Raw genomic sequence first — 21,380 nt, forward strand, 5'->3', positions numbered from 1 at the left:
AAGTTGCTCAAAATATGTTCATCTGAAAATCCAGACTTCGTTCCGCTAACCAGACTAAAGCCACGGCGACGATGGATGCTGAGCCGGTTTTCATCACGACTAGCGGATAATAGCGATAGCGGCTAAAGCCGACTATCAACGGTAAAACCGCACCGACAATCGCCAACTGCCCTGCTTCCACACCCAAATTAAAGCCCAATAGTGGTAACAGCCGCTGCGTGTCCGGCAAGCCCATGTCCAACAACACACTGGCGATGCCCATGCCGTGGATCAAGCCGAAAGCAAAGGCAAACCAGGTGCGGCGTTTTACCAACACCGGATAAATATTGTTCAACGCTGCCAACACCACGGACACGGCAATGGCCGATTCTACCCAGCGGGACGGCAGACAAATGTATTGCAGCACCGTAAGGCTCAGGGTGAATGAATGTGCCAACGTGAAGGCGGTAACCACACCTAGCACGTCGAAAAATACCGGTCTAAAGCCTGGTTTTGGCTGCCAAGCACCCCGCTCCCACGCCAAAGCCGCCGGCAGCAACAGACTTAACAAAAATAGAATATGGTCAAAGCCGATCCAGATATGCCATAGCCCGGCGTAGCCGAATCGCGCCACGGTCCGCCACCCGGAATAATCAGCGTCCCGCACAAATTCGCTACGTTGGTGGTCAGGACTAAAGATCGCGGTATCGGTTTTAGCGGCATGAATGACGCTTATCAGCCCGCGATGCTGCGGGTCGAGATCGAAAAGCAAGCGATAATCTATCGACAACGGCGCGGACGCGGACGGACAAATCGCCTGGAAATCTAATACGGCATAATGGCCATCGCTGTGTTCGTCCACCCGTAAATCTCCTGCTTGCAGCGAACAGACTTGCTTAGCCGTCGTCATTTGCAAACGGCTCAGCGCATAGGCATACACAACATCCCGACTATTTCGCAACTCGGCCCAGGTAATATTACCGTCGTCGTTGCCATCCAAACCCAAGGCATAATCCAGGTCGCGCAAGGCAATATCCCATTGCCCGGAGATTTGCTGCCCGTCAACCTGCACCGTCATGTAACTATCGCTGGCCTTATGGGCAAAAGCGCTAAAACTTGCTGTCAGCAGCAAGACCATGATCAAACCGGCCCAAATCATCACGTTCGAGCTTAATCTTTCAAAGCTTGGCGGGGCCGAACCGTCGACGGGCCTGCCTTGAGTGCAGCCTGGAGATTCAGGGCAAAAAGTATCTAAAAGGGCGATGAATTTCGCTGATCCGTTCATATTCTGCCCCCGCCAATTTGCGCGAGCAGCGTTTGCAGTCGCGCATCTTGCAATTTGGACTCACTTAAAAAAGTCAGCAGCGGTTGAGGATTTTTGCCGGCTGCCAGCGCCGATTCCAAGATAATGCGCGCATCGCGCGGCTCGCGCTGCACGTCCCAATTTTTTTGCGCCAGCGCCAGCGCCGATTCAGGCTGATTAAGCACATGCAATAAAAAGCGCGCCTCATCGCCTTGATGACTGGTATCGCCGCGCATGCGGCTGGCGGCAAAGCGAGCGGTCAGCGCATCTTTATGCACAGCGGCAGCCGGCAGCCGCAGTGCTATTTCGGCAAAAGTCAGGCGCAGTAATAAGCCATCGGCGCGCGTATCGTTGGCTAATAATTCCACCACGTCTTGGAAACGATTCCGGTCCAATAAATAATCGGCATAGGTAGCCAACAGATAACCATTTCGGCGCGGTATGTGTAGCGCCTGCCGGTAATAACGGTCGGCCGCATCGGTATTACCCATACGCTCGGCCATTTCCGCCAGCGTGGTCAAGGCCCATTGTTGATCTGCCGGTGCGGGACTGTGCGCAGTGCTTACTGCGCGCGCCAACTGGTGATAAGCAGCGTCGAGCTGGCCGGAAACACTCAGAATGGAATTGAGGCAAACTTGGCCAATCAGCGGCTCGGCTAATTTCAACAAAGGTAAACAACTATTCAGAGCATCGGCATACTGGCCTTGCACTTCCAAAATGGCCGCCCGCGTCAACCAGGCTTGCGCCAAGCGCGGCTGACGCGCCAAAGCCCGATGCAAATAGTCCAGGGCCGCCGGAAATTCGTGGCGATTTTGAAACAAGGTCGCCCGTAAGGTCAGGACCTCGGCACTCGGTTGCGCGACTGCCAGCCAAGGTGTTAGCGCCGCTTCGGCATAACCGAAATAGCGCGGATCCGATTCGGCACGGCCCAATTCGATATAACGCCGCACCAAAGCTAAGGCTGGTTCCAAATTATTCGGTTGGGCCGCGACTTGTTTGCGCAAATAACGAATTTCCAGCCAGCTTTCACCTCTGGCAGGCAATACTTCGACGATTTCGTCATCGGACTTGGGTAAATAAGCTTGCGCGCCAGCGTTACTGAACATAGCAACAGACATTACCAAACCTAATGTAAGCCAGTGCTTCATTGGCTCCTCCTGCGGATATTTATAGATCAGGGGGCAAGCGTCGCCGCCCCCTCCTGTCTTCTAATTGTTTGGACAACTCCCCACAGCCAGTGAAACTGCATCGAAGCAGCCAGCTTCACCAGGATCGACATGGCGGCTTTGCCGGCCACTATTGGCAAAGGCCACGTACGGAAATACTTCCTGATAGCTTCTGTCGTTGGTGTTGACACCGTCGGCGACCCGGTTATTCGGGAAGCTGTTGAATGCCGGATTCAACACCCCAACCACCGCTTGCGCGGCAATATCGGTCACATCATCGGACACGCGCCGCCCGTTCGGAAAGCCGGCGCTATCGCCCGCCAGAAATGCCATGCGTTTGCGGGCGCTGACAGGCGCGGGGCCGATGCCGGTATTCAAGCGCAGCAAATCCGCCACCGGTCCACGTTGCGTGAGCGAACAACCAGGGCAAATGGGCGCCGCATAAAACACCAAGGGGCCCAGGTCAAAACTGGGGTTGGCCGGATTTACCCTGGGCGGCGCCGGAATCGGCACCGCACCGCCGTATGCGGCGTTGACGACTCTGGCCAATAACGGATCCAACACATAACCGGCAAAACTAGCGTCGTCCTTGGGTTCGCTCATACTGAACCGGTCTTTGTCGCCGGTACCGATTAACACCTCATTGACCAAGGGATTACCCATGCGCTGAATCTGCACATAGGCATTGGCGAGTTTAGGCTTGCCGCCGGGTCTGTCGGCATAAGCTTTGGTGCGCGGCCGCGAAGTGGTGGCATAAGTGCCGATCACCGCCAAGGCTTCGCCGGCGCTATGTTGCTTGCCGTCCTGGGTGAGCATGGCGATAGGCAATTCGATAGCGATGGAATTGACGTTGTAACCGGCCACATCGTCGGACGCGAAGTTTTGGTTTTCCGCGTCATTTTGGTTCTCGGCAAACACGCCCGGCACACCGGCGCCGGACGCGCCGGACCGGAAATTAAAGGTATCGAAAGTCGCGCCCAAATCGATGTAAAACGGATCGTCGACGGTACCGGCAAACACGCTAACCCCGCCTCCTAAATCGTAAATCCCTTGGCTGGCCAGATTTTGGTAGTTAGGCATGGTGCGCGGTCCGACGTTGGATGGCACCGCAAAGAGCTTCTGCTGATTGGTTAGATCGATGACTTGGCGGTTGGCGCCCTTGCCCTTGATCAGCGTCACCGTGTAACTCTGCCGCAAACCCAATCCTTCCGAGCCAGGGCCATCCAACGCGGTAATCGCCGGCGGCACGATCAAACTGCCCGGCGCGACCGGAGTTGGCGAATTGGCTGGCGCGACAATGCCGTTGCCGGCACCGACAAAACCTGTAAACACGCTGGGCAAGCGGGTTTCGGTTTTAAACCTGAACTGCAAGGTAATGTCTTCATCTGCGTCGAAATTGTTATCCACCTTCATTTCATAAAGAACTTCCGGATCGAACGGAAAATAATTCGGGCCGTTGCTGGGTTCCAGCAAGGGATCGACATTCAGAATCATCGTCACCTTGCTGGGATCGTTATAACTGACAAAAGCGTACCAATCGGTGATGTCGGCCTTGGTATCCAATGCGGTTAACGGTGCTTCGCGGTGATTGGCAGCATCAACGGACGGTAGGCCGCCCATCAACAATAAAGCGCTGGCGAACATGGTCAGCGGCCAACGGCTGTAGTGGTGTAAGTCTTTCATAATCAAATTCCTCTTTAGTTAATGTCACAGCTTCAGCCAGCTGCGTTAGGGAATACGCGGAAAATCGGCAAACGGATGCCGGAAAATGGAATTTATGCCAAACGCACCGGACTGGCCGCTTCCGCGTCGGTTCGCGCTGTGGATCTAGCCTTGCCCAGCCGGCCTCCAAGCAAAAACAAGCCGGATAAACTCAGCAGCATCAGCGTGGGCGGTTCCGGCACACTGGCGATCTGGGCATTGGCGACGTTGAGAATGTGTAGATCCCAAGCCGCCGTGCGATTCGGTTCCACCGGATCGCCATGGCTATCGGTTAACGAACCTTCGCAAAACCGGCCATTGGAACAACCGAAGGCGGCGGTAAATTGCGGATCGGCATCCCGCAAGAAGCCGTCGGCCAGCGACGTGCTGACCGAAAAGTTGTCGTATTGGGTCAAGGTTGCCAGATAATTCCCGGCCACAAGATTGATAGCTAAATAACTGTCGAATTCGCCGTAATTGAAATTAACCCCGTTCGACAATTGGTTACCACCCAAGCCGCCGTCATCCTGCTCGGCCAGTTGGTTGCCTAAGCCGTCCCACAGCGTCAAAATCGGATCGAAACCGCCGCCCAGCCAGGATGAGGTAAACAAGGTTACCGTACCCGGCGAACCGAGTGAAAAGGCAAAGCTCAACTTATCGTTATCGTTGGCAAAGTTGCCGTTAAAATCAAAGTCAGCGGCCTCAACCGCCGTCGCTACGGTCAGGCAGGCGCCCAACAACGCAACCGGAAATAGCTTTTTCATCGTGGTTTCCTCTCAGTCTGTGGTTAGAAATGGCAAGCCGGCGACGGATTCCAGATGCGGATGGCGATACTCGGCATTCGCGCCGGCTTGCGATGACTGATACGCGGCCAATTCGGCAATGGATGCAAAATAGGTAAAAAATATTGGTGGCAGTGTTTGTACAACGGGCTTGGTTCGTACTTGGCACATCAGCATCTTTCGATAGCGAACCACACGGTTATTAACCCCGGACAAAATCGGCCGCTTGACTATTTGCCACGTGCAAAAGGCTGTTTTATAGTGGTTCAACCCCCAACTCTTAGTCTCTATCCTCTTGAATGCGGCTACCAAATCTCGGCAAACCAAGAAAAGTCACTATGCCTTATGTCGCTTGATTCACACTTTAAGCGTTATCCCCCACACCGCCGTGCATCCAAACCAGCCGATGCCGCGTATAGCTTTCTAAAGGGACACGAGAGCGATGGCGGATAGCGATTTGAACGACGACGAGAACCGACAACCAACAACACCTGCCGACGAAGCCTTATTGCGGGAATGGCTTGGCCGCGTCGTGGACCAGGATCAAGCCGCGTTGGGCAAGTTGTACGACACCTTGGTCGATCAGGTCTACGGTCTGGCGTTGCGGATCACCCGGCGGGCGCAGTGTGCTGAGGAAGTGGTACAAGATACGTTCTGGCAGATCTGGCGGCAGGCGCCGCGCTTCGATGCCGAACGCGGTTCGGTAAAAGCCTGGGTAATGACGATGGCTCGCAGCCGGGCACTGGACGCCTTGCGGCAGTTGGACGGCAATCTAAGCGAGCTTGAACCGGAGGCTCTGGTGTTGATTGAAGCCCCAGCCGACCAAATGCCGCCGGATTTACTATCAGCAATGCAGCAAGGCCATCGCTTGCAAACGGCCCTGGCGGCTTTGGACCCATTGCCCCGGCAATTGCTGTCGTTGGCGTTTTTCCGGGGTTTGAGCCACGACGAAATCGCCGTCTGCAGCGGTTTGCCCTTGGGTACCGTGAAGTCGCATATCCGTCGGGCCCTACAGACGATGCAGCAATTTTTGACAGCCGATACCGGCGAGGTTAACTAAGCAATATGACAGACAAATTCCCGCCTTTGGATAGCGCAGATGCCAACGATTTGCAGCAACTCGAAACGCTGCTGGCCGACGGTTTGGCACCGATTCCGGTTGCCGGCGCACGCCGCAATTCGTTACGCCAAGGCCTGATGAAGCAAGTCACGGCCAGCCTTGCCAAACAGGCCGGCTTACTCACCGTGCGCGCCGGACACGGCACCTGGCAAGCCCTGAAAACCGGCATCCGCGTCAAACCACTCTGGGACGGCGGCCTGCAAGGCCATTCGGTATTGATCGAATTCGCTCCCAGCGCCAGCCTGATAGCGCATCGGCACAACTGTCTGGAAGAAGGCATCGTCTTGCACGGCGATTTGCAAATGGGCGACTTGCGGCTAGGCCCCTTGGATTACCATGCAGCGCCGGCCGGCAGCCGGCACGGCGGGATAAGTTCGACGAATGGCGCCCTGGCCTATTTGCGCGGTACATCGCTGGGCGATAACCGTGAGGTATTGCGGGAAGTGTTGGGTGGTCTGCTGCCGTTTGGCAAGGCTGAGTCGTGTAGCGTGTTTACCAAGCAAATAGACGACTGGCAGGAAATAGCCCCCGGCGTTTGGAAAAAACCACTGTGGCAGGACGGGGAACGCGAATCCAGTTTTTATCGCCTGGAAGCCGGCGCCAAATGCCCGGCACACGGCCATCGCCTGGAAGAGGAATGCATGATGCTGGACGGCGATTTGTTTATCGACGACCTCTTGCTGCGCGCCGGCGACTACCAACTGGCGCCGGCCGGCAGCGCGCACCGCGAAGTCTATACCGACGTTGGTGCGACGCTGTTCGTGCGCGGCGGCAGAGATTACTGACCGGTTTATCCGCGCCGGAATACCCTGGCAGCTTAGCCTTAGTTGATGTCTTGACTGTTTAAATAGTCTTCGTAATTACCGCTGAAATCGACGATGCCGTTCGGGGTCAATTCGATGATGCGGGTCGCCAGTGAGGACACAAACTCGCGGTCGTGGCTGACGAAAATCAAGGTGCCGGGATAAGTTTCCAATGCCGCGTTCAACGACTCAATCGATTCCATATCCAAATGGTTGGTGGGTTCGTCCAACACCATCACGTTGTTTTTTTGCAGAATCAATTTACCGAACAACATCCGGCCTTGCTCGCCACCGGATATGACTTTGACGGATTTGTTAATTTCGTCATTGGAAAACAGCAACCGTCCCAGCGTGCCGCGAATGGTTTGGTCGTCGTCCGATTCTTTGCGCCATTGGCCCATCCATTCGATCAGCGACATGTCTTCGGCAAAATCCTCGGCGTGATCCTGGGCAAAATAGCCGACATCGGCATTCTCCGCCCATTTCACTTCGCCGCTGTCCGGCGTCAAATCGCCGACCAGGGTTTTTAATAAAGTCGATTTACCGATACCGTTAGGGCCGATCACCGCCACCCGCTCGCCGACCGCGATCATCATGTTCAAGTTCTTGAACAAGGGTTCCGCACCGTAGCCTTTGGCCAAATCTTTAGCTTCCACCGCCAAACGGTACAGTTTTTTAGCTTGGTCGAAACGAATAAACGGATTGACCCGGCTGGACGGCTTGACTTCGTCGAGCTTGATTTTCTCCAACTGCCGCGCCCTCGATGTAGCCTGTTTGGCCTTGGAAGCGTTAGCGGAAAAGCGCGCCACGAAGGTTTGCAATTCGGCAATCTGGGCTTTTTTCTTGGCGTTGCCGGCGAGTAACTGCTCGCGCACTTGGGTCACGGCGGTCATGTAATCGTCGTAATTGCCCGGATACACACGCAATTCGCCGTAATCCAGATCGGCCATGTGGGTGCAGACGCTGTTCAGGAAGTGCCGGTCATGCGAGATGATCACCATCGTCGAATTGCGCTCGTTAAGGACGTTTTCCAGCCAACGGATGGTGTTGATGTCCAGGTTGTTGGTGGGCTCGTCGAGCAGCATGATGTCGGGATTGGAAAACAAAGCCTGTGCAAGTAACACCCGCAGTTTCCAACCAGGAGCCACTGCGCTCATTGGCCCATTATGTTGTTCCAGCGGGATGTCCAAACCCAGCAATAATTCGCCAGCCCGGGCTTCCGCAGTGTAGCCGCCGAATTCAGCGAACACTGTTTCCAGATCGGCGGCGCGCATGTAATCGTCTTCGCTGGCTTCCATATTGGCGTAGATGGCGTCGCGTTCCGACATCGCCGCCCACATTTCGGCGTGGCCCATCATCACCACGTCCAGCACTCTTTGCTCTTCGTAGGCAAATTGGTTTTGGCGCAAGATACCCACGCGCTCGTTGGCGTCGATGCTGACATTGCCCGAGGTGGGCTCCAGGTCGCCGCTGAGGATTTTCATGAAGGTGGATTTGCCGCAGCCGTTAGCGCCGATCAGGCCGTAACGGTTGCCGTTGCCGAATTTGACGGAAACGTTTTCAAACAGGGGCTTAGCCCCGAATTGCATGGTGATATTGGCGGTAGAAATCAAGAGAGTGTCCGAAGATTAAGAGTAAAAAGAGCGTCGCCGCCGCTTGAAGCTTGTGACGAAATAAATGAGTTGGCGCGAAAATCGGTTATTTTACCAGACTTTAATCGACGATCATTTACAGTAATGTGTCACTGACTATCCCCACATGAACACACCGCCTGCCACCACAGAACAAATTTACCCGATCTTGTATAGTTTCCGCCGCTGTCCCTATGCGATGCGGGCACGTTTGGCCATTGCCGTATCGGGAGTAAGCGTCGCGCTCAGAGAAATCGAACTCAGCAATAAACCTGAAGCAATGTTAGCTATTTCGCCGAAAGGCACGGTGCCGCTGCTGTTGTTGCCCGACGGCCGAGTCATCGAACAAAGTCTGGATATTATGCTGTGGGCCTTGGCGCAACACGATCCGCAAAACTGGCTAAACCAAGCGCCGGAAGATACGCAGCGATTAATCGACTGGAACGACGGCGATTTCAAATACTATTTAGACCGTTACAAATACGCGGACCGCTATCCGGAACAAACACCAGCCGATTATCGTCAACAAGGCGAGGTGTTTTTAGCCGAGCTGGAAACCCGTTTGCAGCGGCACAAATTCTTATGCGGCGATAATTTCAGCCTGGCAGATGCCGCCACGCTACCATTTATCCGCCAGTTCGCCGCAGTGGATAATGCGTGGTTTGAAAATTCGCCGTATCCAGCCCTGCAACAATGGCTGAACACTTTTTTAAGGTCCAATCTGTTTGCAGCGGTTATGCAAAAATACCCGCCCTGGAACGTTGACGACCCGCTAGTCCTTTTCAGGTACGAGACCGGCCTCGTCCCATTTCAATAGGTGCCCGACATGTTAAAAATTTACAGAAAAACCATCCGCATCGACGGTTCCGGCGCACATCCCCGCCTCGAGTCACCGCCGCAGAGCAAGCTATACAATCTGCTGAGCATTCCGGCAATGATCGCCGGCGCGATATTGGGCACCGTGGTGTTTTCGGCGTTTTTTGCCTTACTGCTGATTCCGGTAGCGATAATCGGCATCAGAGGCTGGTGGTTGCTGCGAAAGCTGAAAAATGCCCAGGTTGACGGACAAAGTCTGGAAGCTGAATATACCGTGGTGTCAGACCCGGCAAAAACCTCCAAGTCGGACTGAGAAATCGCCTGCTTAGGTACAAAAAAAGCCCCCACCTTGAGCAGGGTGGAGGCTGTGGAATGTGTAGCTTTACAACGAGGAGGTACTACGAAAAAACTTAAAATCGGACCGGTTTAGCCGCTTCGATATTGCTAAACAGCGAAGCAGCGCCAAAAAACAGAGTGGAAAGAACAAACTGACCGGACAGGAAGCTGAACATACCGGTTGCAAAAAACAATCCGGTGACAATGTCTTTATACAGATTGCTTGACTTGTTCATTTTTTCCACCTTGACTGGGTTTCAGTCGATTCATTGAAGACGGTTTAACTATAAACCTCTGCTGTTTATTTACAATAAGGCATTTATTGCATGATTTGTTTCTTATTTTGAAACAAATTTAGTTACACACCACCCTTCACCAGCCAAATTGAACCTCAACTCGGTTCAAACTTAAGCTACCGATATTGATGCAGGAGGATGTAGTCATGAGCCACCATTTAAATCTACTGCGCGCCATATTCCAGGATCCGCTTAGCGGTAACATCCATTGGCGGGAAATAGAATCGCTGTTGCATCACCTGGGCGCCAACCTGCAACCCAGCCATGGTGTGCGCTTTCGCGTGATGCTGAATAATGTCGAAGGCGTGTTGCATCATCCAAACCACAGCGGCATATGCACTAAACAGGAAATCAAACATCTGCGCGAATATCTGGCAAGCGCCGGCGTCAGTCCTTCCGCGTATGAAGAACAGCGCAACAAACCACATTAGCCCAACGCCTGCCCTAAGGTTTTTAAGCATTTAACACGACCATGGTCCACAGCAAGGATTGAACAGAACGCCCGATGAAATGGATTACAAAAAGCGTATTGCTGGCGGTGTTGCTATTACCTGTATTGTCGGGAATGGCGCTATGGCTGGCAATTGATGACAAGCCAAAATTACAAACCCGAGCCGACCTGACACCGGAACAAATTGCCCGCGGCAAATTGATTTTTCGGCAAAACGATCCGCGCCGTCTAAAATCCGGCGCGATCGCCCGAGTGGCACTGGATCAACAGGAATTGGACCTGGCGATCAATTATCTTGCCAATCAATACGCTAACGGCGTAGCGGGTTTACGGCTCTATCAAGGCCGCGCCCACATCGACGCCAGCTTGCCTTTACCACGAAATCCTGTAGGCCAATATCTGAATTTGACGTTGGCGCTGAAGCAAACCAGCGACTTACCGGAAGTGGACCACCTGTCTTTGGGACAACTCCGGCTGCCCTGCATGCTAGCCAAACCCTTGGTAAAATGGGCACTCAACACTTTGCAACCGGCAGCGGATCGGCAAGCCTTCGCCGATATTGTCAAGCATGTGCTGTTTCAACCCCAGCGCCTGACGCTAACCTATCGTTGGCAAGCTGACTTGCCCGGCAAATTGCGCGGCGCCTTGCTAACGCCTGATGATCAGCAGCGTCTGCAGGCTTATCAGCGACATTTAGCGGAACTAAGCCGGACAGATAACAAAAGCCTCAGTCTCACTGATTTCAGCAAGCCGCTGTTTCAGCTGGCCGCACAACGAAGCGCCAGCAACGACCCGATTCAGGAAAACCGGGCATTGATTCTGATATTGACACTTTATGCCAATCAACAGCGCCTGACGAAAATTCTCCCGGAATCCAGACTTTGGCCCCGCCCGATTTGGCGCCAAATAACGCTGAACGGCCGCGACGACCTGACGAAACATTACCTGGTTTCGGCGATGCTGGCGGCCTATTCCGGCACCCCGTTGGCCGATGCGGTGGGTTTGTTTAAGGAAATAGAAGATTCGCGCGGCGGCAGCGGCTTTTCGTTTAACGACCTCGCCGCTGACCGGGCCGGCACGCGCATGGGCGAACAAGCTGTCGCCAGTCCGGCGCTGGCACGGAAAATCCAATCAATATTAGCCAACGCCGATGAAAATCAAATGATGCCGGCTACCGCCGATTTACCGGAATCACTAAGCGAAGCCGAGTTTATCCGCCGCTTTGGCGGTACCGACGGCGAAGCGTACAAACAACTGATGCAAGACATAGAACAGCGTATCGCGGCCTTGCCGGTGAATCGGGAATGATGGGTGAGCGAAAATCTGGCTGGCCGGCGAAGCCACCGCAAACGGTTGGTGACTAACCCACGGCCACTTTTGCTCGCGCCAACAAGGCCGTAAACTCGTCGGCGGCCATCGGCTTGCCAAACAGATAACCCTGCGCCTCATCGCAGTCGTTTCGCAACAAGTATTGCGCCTGCTGCTCGGTCTCCACGCCTTCGGCTATCACCTTGAATTTCAGAATCTTGGCGATGGAAATAATCACCATCACAATCGCGGCGGCGTCTGCGTCGTCGGGTATGTTCGCCACAAATGAGCGGTCGATTTTCAGCTTGTCGAAGGCAAACTGCTTGAGTTGGTTCAAACTGGAATAGCCGGTGCCGAAATCGTCTATCGAAATTTGCAAGCCGGCTTCCCTGAGCTTGGCCAATATAGCCCGCTTCCGTCCCGGATTGCGGATGAACAAACTTTCCGTCAGCTCCAACTCCAGGTATTCGGCGGGGAAGCCGGTTTCATTGACGATGTCGATAACCTGCGCGACAAAATCTTCCTGATCCAATTGCCGCGCCGACACGTTGACCGCCATCGTGAACGGCGGATAGCCGCTTTGCCGCCAAATTTGGCTCTGCCGGCACGCCTCGCCCAACACCCACGTACCTATCGCCTCGATCAGGCCGATTTCTTCGGCGACCGGGATGAACTGATCGGGCGGAATCAAGCCCAATTCGGGATGTCGCCAGCGAATCAGCGCCTCGGCGCCGACGATCCGCCCGGAATCCAGATCGATTTGCGGCTGGTAGTGAAGAAAAAATTCGTCGCGTTGCAGCGCCCGGCGTAAATCGCTTTCCAGGCGCAGCTTGGTCGACACGACAAATTCCATATTATCTTCATAAAAACAATAGGTATTGCCCTGCTCCTTGGCGCGGTACATCGCGGTATCGGCGTGTTTGATCAGCAAACCGCTGTCGGCGCCGTCGGCGGGATACAGCGAAATGCCGATACTGGAGCTGACGTAAAACTCTTGCTCCATTAACGCGAATGGCTGGGCGATAGCGATACGGATCTTGTCGGCGACGGCAGCGGCGACTTGCGGATTGCTGATATTTTCCAACAGCAGCGTAAATTCGTCGCCGCCAAACCGGGACACCATGTCTTCCCGCCGCACACAGCCTTGAATCCGCTCTGCCGCGGCTTTCAACAACTGGTCGCCGACATCATGCCCCAAGGTGTCGTTAGTCAGCTTGAACCTATCCAAATCCAGAAACAGCACGGCATGCAGCTGATTTTGATCAGCGCTGACGGCGATCACCGAGTTCAGCCGGTCGATGAATTGCGTGCGATTGGCCAGATTGGTCAAGGGATCGTGGTAAGCCAGGCGATTCAAGGTCCGCTGGGTCAGGCTGGCTTCCAACAAATGCGCGATACGTTTACGCAATACCGCGAAATGAATCGGTTTGGGAATGTAATCGTTAGCCCCTATCGAAAAAGCCAATTCCACCGAATGGTCGTTTTCCAAAGCGGTAATCATCAGTATCGGCACCTCCGCCCCATGGGGCAGCGCGCGAATTTTGCGGCAGGCCTCGAAACCGTCCATTTCCGGCATCATCGCGTCCATCAAGATCAAATCCGCCATTTGCCGCTGGCACAACGCCAGCGCCTGCCGGCCGGTGCCGGCCAAATCCACCCGGTAGCCGTCCTTCTCCAAAACATCTTGCAAGGCAAACCGCATGGCTCTGTCGTCGTCCGCCACCAGAATTCTGGGGCCGGCCTGCGGGAGCGGATCAGCAGCCGTTTCCGCGCCCATTTCCAAACTCAACAGTTGTTCGATGAACCGGTATTCGTCGCGCAATTGCTGCAGTAAGGCCTCGCCGTTTTCAATCTGCGCTTCAGCCGCCTGCTCTTCCAGTTGCCGGGCGATCAGCGCCAGCTTTTCTGCGCCCAGGTTGCGGCTGGCACCTTTCAGGCCATGGGCCGATTCGCGTAATTGCGCGTGATTGTCCGTCGCCAGCGCCTGGGCGATTTGCTCGATTTGCGCCGGCGCGTCTTCCAGATAATAGCCCACCATCTTCACAAAACCCTGGCCGATTTCCTCGCGCAATTGGCGTAAAACCGCGTGATCCAGCGCCTCCAGCGACGGCTCCGGCGAGAGCGGATCGGCGGTCAGGCACGGCCTGCCCTCGAACCAACTCAGCAGTTTTTCCCGCAACGGCTTCAGCTTGATCGGTTTGGCCAGATAATCGTCCATCCCGGCCGCCAGACACAAATCGCTATCGCCTTGCTGAGCGTTGGCGGTCATCGCCACGATGGGCAGACGGCCCACGGGCTCGGGCAGCAGCCTGATGCGTCGAGTCGCCTCAAAGCCGTCCATAGTCGGCATGTGGCAGTCCATCAGGATCAAATCGAAAGCCTGATGCGCCAGCCAGGACAAGGCCTCGACGCCGGAGCCGGCGATTTCGTAGCGGCAACCCAGCCGCTCCAGCATGCCCGCCGCCACCATTTGGCTGGCGCGGTTGTCTTCGACGATCAATATGCGCCGCCGGAGCACGACGCTTTGCTCGACCTCGGGCGCCAAGTCGGCCGCGGGTTCCTGATAATCCTGACCGGCGGTTAATATGAAATCGTACAGTTTGGAAACCTGTACCGGTTTCGCCAACTGCGCGGCCACGTTTGGCAAGCGCGGCAGATTGACGGCATTAACGGGGTCGGACAGCAACACGATTTTGACATCGGCCAGCGCCGGATCGTCAACGATCATATCCACCCAAGTGGCATCGCCGGCATCTTTCAGATCGATGATGACAAAATGATACGCCTGGTCCTGATCATTGGCGGAACGCAACATATCTACGGCTTTGATGCCGTAGCCGCTATGCCGGTAGTGAATTTTCCAACGCGCCAGACTTTGCGCCAAAAACTGGCGCATTTTGTCGTTCTCGGTCACGACCAATATCCGCAGATTGGCGAAATAGGCTTGCCGAGCCTCAGAGATGCCCTCGGTACCGCGCGGCGGATTGAAGGGTACGGTAAACCAGAACGAACTACCTTGCCCTTCCCGGCTTTGGACGCCGATTTGCCCCCCCATCAGTTGCACCAACTGCCGGCAAATCGCCAATCCCAGGCCGGCGCCTTCGTAATGACGGGTCCTGGAGCCGTCGGCCTGGACAAAGGCATCAAAAATACTGGTTTGCGCCGCCTCGGATATGCCCATCCCGGTGTCGGTCACGCAAAACCGCAACGGGATGGTATCGCTCTCCGCCGCTTCGGTGTGCACATCAATGGTGATGCCGCCTTGTTCGGTAAACTTCAGCGCGTTGCCTACCAGATTAATCAGCACCTGCCGCACCCTGGATGCTTCGCCGTTCAACACCAGCGGTATATCGTCGGCTAGCGAGTAGGTGAGCTGCAGATTTTTTCGGTGCGCCTGCGCAGACATCAATTCCACGACTTCGTCCAAGGTTTCGTAAAGCACGAAGTCGACCGGCTGCCGCTTCATCATGCCGGATTCAATGCGCGAGAAATCCAGAATATCTTCGATTAACTTCAACAGTGCTTCGCCGGCGTTGCGGGCTACCATCGAGTATTCCAGCTGCTTGGGCGTCAACCCCATGTCCTGCAGCAACTCCAGCATACCCAGTACCGCATTCAGCGGCGTGCGCAGTTCGTGGCTGACATTGGCGGCAAACTCGCCCTTCAGGCGCGCCGATTCCAGCGCGGTGTCACGAGCTCGCTCCAACTGCTTTTCCCGGGTTTCCAACACCGCCATCATGGTGTTGAAGGCTTCACCCATTTCGATGATGTCGCGCGACCCGCTCAAGCGGGCCCGCACGTTTTTCGCGCCCGCCGAGGCCTTGCGCATCCTCAGCGCCAGTTGTTGAATCGGCAAAGTCAAGCGCCGCGACATCGCCAATAAAAACAGCAGAAACACCGTGGCCGAGCCGCTGGACGCCATCAAAGTGGTCCAGCGAATTTTTTCTTTCATGACATTCAGCGATTGCTTGCCCATCACCAAGCGCACATAGCCGACCAATTCCGGCGTCGGCGTTTGCGCCTCGAACGGTGACGCCTCTTGCTCAGCGGTGTTACGCGCGTATACCGGCGCGGCAAAATACCAGGCTTGTTCGTTCTCATGCACCAAGGCCAGAGATTCCGGCCAGCGCGCCGCGTCGGCAGCGGGCATGGCAGGTTCGCCGCGTTCGAATAAGGGCTCCAGGGCGTTGTTATAAATGGCTACGCCGTGCACATCGGGAAACGCCAGGAAGCGTCGGGCCGGCTCCTCGGCGTTCTCCCGGCTGGCATACAGCAAAGCCAGCGTGCTCTGTGCCGCAAAGGCTTCCGTGGATTGGAGGCCTTGAGCGACCCATTTATCGCGGACGATGTAGTAAGACAGCGTGGAAATGCCGAATGCCGACAGTATCGAGATCACTACCAGACCGAAACAAAAGGTCACGGCCAGCTGTTGCAGGAAGCTCGCCCGCTTGAACCTGGGCCATCGCAAACGCTTCATTGCGTTTAAGGGACCGGGAAAACCATCGCGAATTCGCGGCGTGTCTGACTGGAAAAACGCAAACCCAGATGTTCCGCGGTTCGTAAATTGACAGCCACCAGCAAATCCCGCAGCAATTCGACCGATTCAAACTTGCCGCCCGCCTGTACTTGCTGGACGGCCAGACCGGCCAAACTGCGGCCCATGCTGAAATTGTCCGGGTATAAGGAAAATAATGCCCCTTTGCGCACATGGTCGAGATTGCTGGAAAACACCACGAAATTTTTCTCCCAGGCTTCGCGCAGTACTTCCGGTAACAAGGATTGCTCGTCCATGGCGGCGTTTTCGCGCGGCAGCCAGAGGGCAATGGAGTTGTCTTTAATCTCCAGCAAAATCTGCCGGAACTGATCCGAGGAATCGTGTAAATTGCCGGTCGGTTGCGCCACCAGCGTCAAGCCACGTTCCAGAGCCGCCCGTCCGGCACGCTCGATCTCCCAGGCGGTTTGCCGAGGATCGTAGATCACGGTAATTTTTTTCACCTCCGGCACCAATTTTTTCAAATGGTCGAACATCGCTTCCGGGGCCGGCGTCAGACTGATACCGGCCAAACCTTGCACCTCATCCGGCCGGATCATGGTCGCGCCGATCACCACCGGAAATTGGGAAGATACCGATTTGGCGACCGCCAAACCGGCGCGGCCCAAAGTCACGACCACATCGATCCTGTCGTTTTTCAGGTCCTGAATCAATTTTTCGACGGACTTGTCGCGCTCACTCAGCAGGTAATGCCCAACCGGCTTACCCAGCTCCTGTTCCATACCGCGCGCGATCTCCATGAACACCGAGCGGTAGGGCTCGCGCACATCGGGATAAACGATGGCAACGGTCGGCGCTTGCGCCCAGGCGCCGCCGCAAAAAGGCCACAGCAGACATAAGGCCAATCCGAGCTGAAAAAATAGTCTATAGAACAAAATGACTCCCGAACTACGGTGTAAACAAGACCCAAGCAACGGCGCCTCGGCTAAAAATGAAGACTGATTTCGCCGTAAAAACTGCGCGGCGCCAATGGTAAATCGTTAGGAATGGCGGCCGGATTGCCGGCCAGACTGGGTTCCCGGGCACTGACATCAAACAGATTACGCACCGAAAACGCCACTTCCAGATGCTTGGCCAAATTCTGCCGGCGTAGCGTCACATCCACCCAAGTATAATCCGCGACCGGTTTGCGCGTATCGCCGAAACTACGGTCGCGCCCCACTATCCATTTGGCTTGCGGACTGAGTTGCCAATCGGGCAAAAATTCCCAATTCAGACGCAGATAGATCTGATGATGCGGCGCATACCCGCTATCGCGGTCCAGAGCCTGGTCACGGCTACGTTGATAGGCGTAGTTGCCGATAATTTTCAAAGTGTCGGCGGCCTGCCATTCCGCCTCCAGTTCGGTGCCGTAACCTTGCTGGACACCGGTATTTTGCGCGGTCGAGGTGGTGGCATTGGCATCCGGTACAAAACGGATGATGTCCTTCCACCAAAAGTTAAAGAAATTCAAACCCAGGCGCAGGCTGTCCGTCGGCCGATAGTCGAAACCCAGTTCGACGTTTTCCATGGTTTCCGGGCGTAAGGCGGCATTACCGAGTTGCGCCGGGTTGTTGATGATATACATTTCCTGAAACGACGGCGCCCGAAACGCCGAACCGTACATCAGCTTTGCCGTTAAATCGTAGCGGGCTTCCCAGATCAAGGCCGCGCGCGGATTGAAGGTGTTGCCAAAGTCCGAATAGCGGTCGTAACGAGCACCGGCGGTCAAACTCCAGTCGTTGGCAAAATTCCATTGGTCTTGTAAAAACAGGTATGCCACTTTCCGGTCCACTTCCGGAATGAAGGTCGCGGAGGTGCCGGAAACGTCGGTCAGCGGAATCCCCGGCAGCGACGGTATCGGCGCGCCGGTGGCGGGATCGATACCAAAATTCTGACTGACCCGTGCCTTGAACAGGCTGTCGTAATTAAAACCGATGCCGCTGCGTAACTGATGCCCCTGAAAGCCGCCGTAAGCAAAGGTCTGGCTGATGCGGACATGGCGTTCCCACACCTCAGGGTTGCCGATGTAACCGTTCGGAAAGGTGACCGGCGCGCCGGCGCCGATCTGGCCGTTGGCACCGATAGGCAAGGTAGTGCCGGCCGGAAATAGCGTCAGATTGCGCTCGATTTCCTGACTGGTTTCGAAATAGCTGGCTTGCGTCGTCAAATCCCAGTTTTCGATGTCGGCGTTATGGTAAGTGACGTCGGCGTTCCAACGGTCGCTGGCATAACGGTTGACCGGGTCCAGGGCTTGCGCGATACCGGAGCCGTTGCCGAAATCGCTGCGGTGTTGCAGCCCGCCGCGAAACCGCCAATGGCCGCGCGACAAATCCAATCGGGCGTCGAGATTGTCGCGCGACATGTTCAACGGCCCCGGCGCCAGCGAAGCGCGGGTTCCCAACAAGCTATCAAACTGGCTTTGCAGATCGGCATCGACCATAGCGTTTTGTCCCGCAGTCTTGTGGTATTCAAAAGCCAAGGCAACGTCAAAGCCGGCCCATTCGCCGCCATGCAAGGCCCAGCCGTCGTAAGTATCGAAGCTGCCGACCCGGCCGCCGACCTCAGTACCTTCAATGTCCTGTTTAGTTTTGGTGATGACGTTGATTACCCCGGCGAAGGCATCGGCACCGTATACCGCCGATCCCGGCCCGCGCACAATTTCGATACGGGCGATGTCGCGGATCGGCATGCCGCCCCACACCTCGCTGCGGCTGCCGGTATAGGAGTTGCTGATCGGGATGCCGTTAATCATCATCAGCACTTGCTGATTGAACTGCGAATAAATGCCGCGAAACGTGTAAATCGGGTTATAGCCTATCGTGTTGCGTTCGACGTGTAGGCCGGGCACGCTTTCCAACGCTTCGTCTATGTCGGTGGCGCCTATTTGTTTGATGTCGTCGGCCGTGATAACGGTGGCAATCGACGGGGCTTTGGAAATCGGTTGTTTGTAACCGCTGGCGATACTGACCATATCCTCGGTGCCGTAGATTTGCGACAAAGCTCTTTCTTCCTCTTCCGTGGAAACCGGTTGCGCATGCGTGGACACACTGATCAGGCAAGCGCAACAAGTGACAAACAGCGGGCGGACCAACATGGCTAACTCCAGTTTGGAATTCTAGTTATTTCGGAAGTTATGCATTAACACTGGGGCTAATTTTGCCGAAGGATACCAAGGAGCGGGCGATGTTTGTTAATTTTCAGCCTATCGATTAACTCAGATCAATTCTTCCAGGTTTTCCGGCACAGCCGAAAGGATAGCAGAGACAATCAAATTCGGGCCGGCGATACCGATGGGCAGGCTAGCGATTGTGGGGTGACCCGGCCCTGTTTGCCGCAGGCGCGGGGGACCGACCACCCTCTTCCACCCGGCTGTTCCGGGCGCAGCTAACAGACGCGGGGTGATCGGTATTTGCGGATTGGCTGATTAACAAGGCCGCGATAATCCCCGCCAAAATGCCGGACACGCCCTTCCAGAACGCCGCCGGGTTACGTTCCAGCAATGCCGGACCGGTTTTGGTCAAAAACGCCGGATTGGGATGGCGTAAGTCAAAAATGAATTCGGATAAATCTTCGTAGCGCTTATACGGATCGGGATACGCGGCCTTGCGGATCGCATCATCCACCCAGCTCGGAATATCCCGGTTGCGATACAAAGTAGCGTCGTAATTGAGTTTGTTTTGGGCGGCCCTGGATTTGCATTTGGCCACTTCCACGCCATAAGGCAATTTGCCGGTCAGCATTTGATAGGTAATCACCGCCAGGGAAAACTGCTCCGAGCGCACCGTGCCCGGCTCGCCGAGGAAATACTCGGGTGCGGTATATTGCGCGGTACCGAGAATAGCATTGCCGCCGATGGGTGCGCCCATCTCCATGACGCCGGCTACCCTAGTTGAACCAAAGTCGATGATTTTCACGGTGCCGGTGCTGTCGATCATTATGTTGTCCGGCCGCAAATCCTGATGCAGCATTTCCAGCCTATGAAAGCCGCGCAAGCCCTTGGCGATCTGTTCGATGATGCCGCGCACGGTTTCCAGATCCGGTTGCGGATGATCGATCATCCATTGCTTCAGGGTCTGGCCGTCGATAAATTCCGTCGCCACATAAAGAAAATTGCGCTTGCGCGTTTGCGCACAGGGCTTCAATACATGGGCGTTTTTGATGCGCCGGGCAATCCAGTCTTCCATCAAAAAGCGCTCCAGATAAGCCGGATCGCCGCGCAAGTCGATAGACGGGGTTTTAATCACTACCGGTGCCTGAGTTTCGCCGTCCACCGCCAAATAAATATGGCTGCGGCTGCTGGCGTGCAACTGCCGGACGATGATGTAACCGTCGAATTCCATCCTGGCTTCCAAAGACGGCGGAAACGGCAAGTCGGTCAAGGATTGATAAAGCTCGTTGGCGCTGGGCAAAGGCAATTGATCGATCCGCACAATCTGCACGGTCAGATTGTCGCCGCTACCATTTGCGTAGGCTGCCTGGACGATGGCTTGGGCCGCAGCGTCCAAATCGTCACCTGCTTGGCCGATGGTTTGGGTAACGAAACGCGGGGCGACGTATTCGTAAACGCCGTCGGTCGCCAGCACAAATATATCGCCCAAACTGACGGTCAGCGTCTGATAGTCGATTTCCAAATGCGAATCCATGCCCATGGCCCGGCTCAGGTAACTTTTTTCCTGAGACAGCCACAAACGGTGGTCCTGGGTCAGCTGTTCCAGTTCGTCGCCGCTTACCCGATAAATCCGCGTGTCGCCCACAGAAAACAGATGCGCGGTGGTGGATTTGATCACCAGCGCGCTCAAGGTGCAGACATAGCCGCGATCCATGTCATAGCAATCGCGGCTTTGCCGGGTTTGCGCATACAGCCAGGAATTGGTGGCCGTCAGCACCCGTTGCACCGACTTCTTCACCGACCAAGCTTCCGAGGTGCAAAAATAATCCGCCAAAAACCCGGTCACCGCCGCCTGACTGGCGATGTGGCTAACCTCGCTGCTGCTGATGCCGTCAGCCAAGGCGATGGCAATGCCTTTGGCGCTTAACTGCGGTTCCTTGGCGATATACACGCCATGAAAATCCTGATTCAGCGGTTTACGGCCCTTGTCGGAAAATTGGCCGACGGTGATGCTTAATTTCCCAGACATGGCTTACAGCAAAACA

Annotated in this window: 16 protein-coding genes and 2 pseudogenes; 7 read left to right on the top strand and 11 right to left on the bottom strand. The window is 55.4% G+C overall.

Features of this window, described 5'->3' with window-relative positions; all coding sequences use genetic code 11:
• Positions 1 to 7: 7 nt before the first annotated feature.
• From JL719_RS17070 to JL719_RS17090, 5 genes are all read right to left on the bottom strand, one after another.
• Entirely contained in the window at positions 8 to 1,138 is a 1,131-nt protein-coding gene (locus tag JL719_RS17070) for a HupE/UreJ family protein (RefSeq protein ID WP_033155476.1), read from the bottom strand.
• Between the two features lie 122 nt (positions 1,139 to 1,260).
• Entirely contained in the window at positions 1,261 to 2,430 is a 1,170-nt protein-coding gene (locus tag JL719_RS17075) for a tetratricopeptide repeat protein (RefSeq protein ID WP_033155477.1), read from the bottom strand.
• A 60-nt stretch (positions 2,431 to 2,490) separates the two neighbouring features.
• Positions 2,491 to 4,131, bottom strand: coding sequence for a DUF4331 domain-containing protein (locus JL719_RS17080; protein WP_033155478.1), 1,641 nt, complete (start codon positions 4,129 to 4,131; stop codon positions 2,491 to 2,493).
• 92 nt (positions 4,132 to 4,223) lie between these two features.
• A complete protein-coding gene (locus tag JL719_RS17085) occupies positions 4,224 to 4,913 on the bottom strand; it encodes a DVUA0089 family protein (RefSeq protein ID WP_033155479.1) in 690 nt (229 codons plus the stop codon).
• A gap of 12 nt (positions 4,914 to 4,925) precedes the next feature.
• Entirely contained in the window at positions 4,926 to 5,102 is a 177-nt protein-coding gene (locus JL719_RS17090; protein WP_165385977.1) for a hypothetical protein, read from the bottom strand.
• A 271-nt stretch (positions 5,103 to 5,373) separates the two neighbouring features.
• On the opposite strand from JL719_RS17090, the gene JL719_RS17095 reads away from it, so the two are divergent.
• The 3 genes and pseudogenes from JL719_RS17095 to JL719_RS24470 form a co-directional block, all read left to right on the top strand.
• Positions 5,374 to 5,991, top strand: coding sequence for a sigma-70 family RNA polymerase sigma factor (locus tag JL719_RS17095; RefSeq protein WP_033155480.1), 618 nt, complete (start codon positions 5,374 to 5,376; stop codon positions 5,989 to 5,991).
• A 137-nt stretch (positions 5,992 to 6,128) separates the two neighbouring features.
• Positions 6,129 to 6,428 (top strand): annotated as a pseudogene (locus JL719_RS24465) (cupin domain-containing protein); the annotation flags it as partial.
• Positions 6,429 to 6,620: 192 nt separating this feature from the next.
• A pseudogene (locus JL719_RS24470) lies at positions 6,621 to 6,836 on the top strand (cupin domain-containing protein); the annotation flags it as partial.
• 38 nt (positions 6,837 to 6,874) lie between these two features.
• Here JL719_RS24470 and JL719_RS17105 read toward each other — a convergent pair.
• On the bottom strand, positions 6,875 to 8,467 hold the full coding sequence (locus JL719_RS17105; protein WP_033155482.1) for an ABC-F family ATPase: 1,593 nt from the start codon (positions 8,465 to 8,467) through the stop codon (positions 6,875 to 6,877).
• A gap of 145 nt (positions 8,468 to 8,612) precedes the next feature.
• Between JL719_RS17105 and JL719_RS17110 the strand changes: the two genes are divergently transcribed.
• Positions 8,613 to 9,302: a glutathione S-transferase gene (locus JL719_RS17110; protein ID WP_084153210.1), complete on the top strand. Its 690-nt coding sequence runs from the start codon at positions 8,613 to 8,615 to the stop codon at positions 9,300 to 9,302.
• A gap of 9 nt (positions 9,303 to 9,311) precedes the next feature.
• On the top strand, positions 9,312 to 9,614 hold the full coding sequence (locus tag JL719_RS17115) for a hypothetical protein (RefSeq protein ID WP_033155483.1): 303 nt from the start codon (positions 9,312 to 9,314) through the stop codon (positions 9,612 to 9,614).
• Positions 9,615 to 9,711: 97 nt separating this feature from the next.
• Here JL719_RS17115 and JL719_RS17120 read toward each other — a convergent pair whose 3' ends face one another.
• Complete coding sequence (locus tag JL719_RS17120) at positions 9,712 to 9,873, bottom strand: hypothetical protein (RefSeq protein WP_165385978.1); 162 nt, start codon at positions 9,871 to 9,873, stop codon at positions 9,712 to 9,714.
• A gap of 206 nt (positions 9,874 to 10,079) precedes the next feature.
• Between JL719_RS17120 and JL719_RS17125 the strand changes: the two genes are divergently transcribed.
• Entirely contained in the window at positions 10,080 to 10,364 is a 285-nt protein-coding gene (locus JL719_RS17125) for a hypothetical protein (RefSeq protein ID WP_033155484.1), read from the top strand.
• Between the two features lie 74 nt (positions 10,365 to 10,438).
• Positions 10,439 to 11,692, top strand: coding sequence for a YfiM family lipoprotein (locus tag JL719_RS17130; RefSeq protein ID WP_033155485.1), 1,254 nt, complete (start codon positions 10,439 to 10,441; stop codon positions 11,690 to 11,692).
• Positions 11,693 to 11,744: 52 nt separating this feature from the next.
• Here JL719_RS17130 and JL719_RS17135 read toward each other — a convergent pair whose 3' ends face one another.
• The 4 genes from JL719_RS17135 to JL719_RS17150 form a co-directional block, all read right to left on the bottom strand.
• The gene (locus JL719_RS17135; protein WP_033155486.1) at positions 11,745 to 16,169 is read right to left on the bottom strand and encodes an EAL domain-containing protein; all 4,425 of its coding nucleotides are present in this window, start codon (positions 16,167 to 16,169) and stop codon (positions 11,745 to 11,747) included.
• A 5-nt stretch (positions 16,170 to 16,174) separates the two neighbouring features.
• Positions 16,175 to 17,119, bottom strand: a complete 945-nt coding sequence (locus tag JL719_RS17140) for an ABC transporter substrate-binding protein (protein ID WP_033155487.1) — start codon at positions 17,117 to 17,119, stop codon at positions 16,175 to 16,177.
• 50 nt (positions 17,120 to 17,169) lie between these two features.
• Positions 17,170 to 19,320: a TonB-dependent receptor plug domain-containing protein gene (locus JL719_RS17145; protein ID WP_033155488.1), complete on the bottom strand. Its 2,151-nt coding sequence runs from the start codon at positions 19,318 to 19,320 to the stop codon at positions 17,170 to 17,172.
• Positions 19,321 to 19,525: 205 nt separating this feature from the next.
• Positions 19,526 to 21,364 (bottom strand): bifunctional protein-serine/threonine kinase/phosphatase, encoded by a 1,839-nt coding sequence (locus JL719_RS17150; RefSeq protein ID WP_225892882.1) that lies wholly within the window; start codon positions 21,362 to 21,364, stop codon positions 19,526 to 19,528.
• Positions 21,365 to 21,380: the final 16 nt, after the last annotated feature.

Source organism: Methylomonas sp. LW13 (genome assembly GCF_016865255.1).
Classification (GTDB): Bacteria; Pseudomonadota; Gammaproteobacteria; order Methylococcales; family Methylomonadaceae; genus Methylomonas.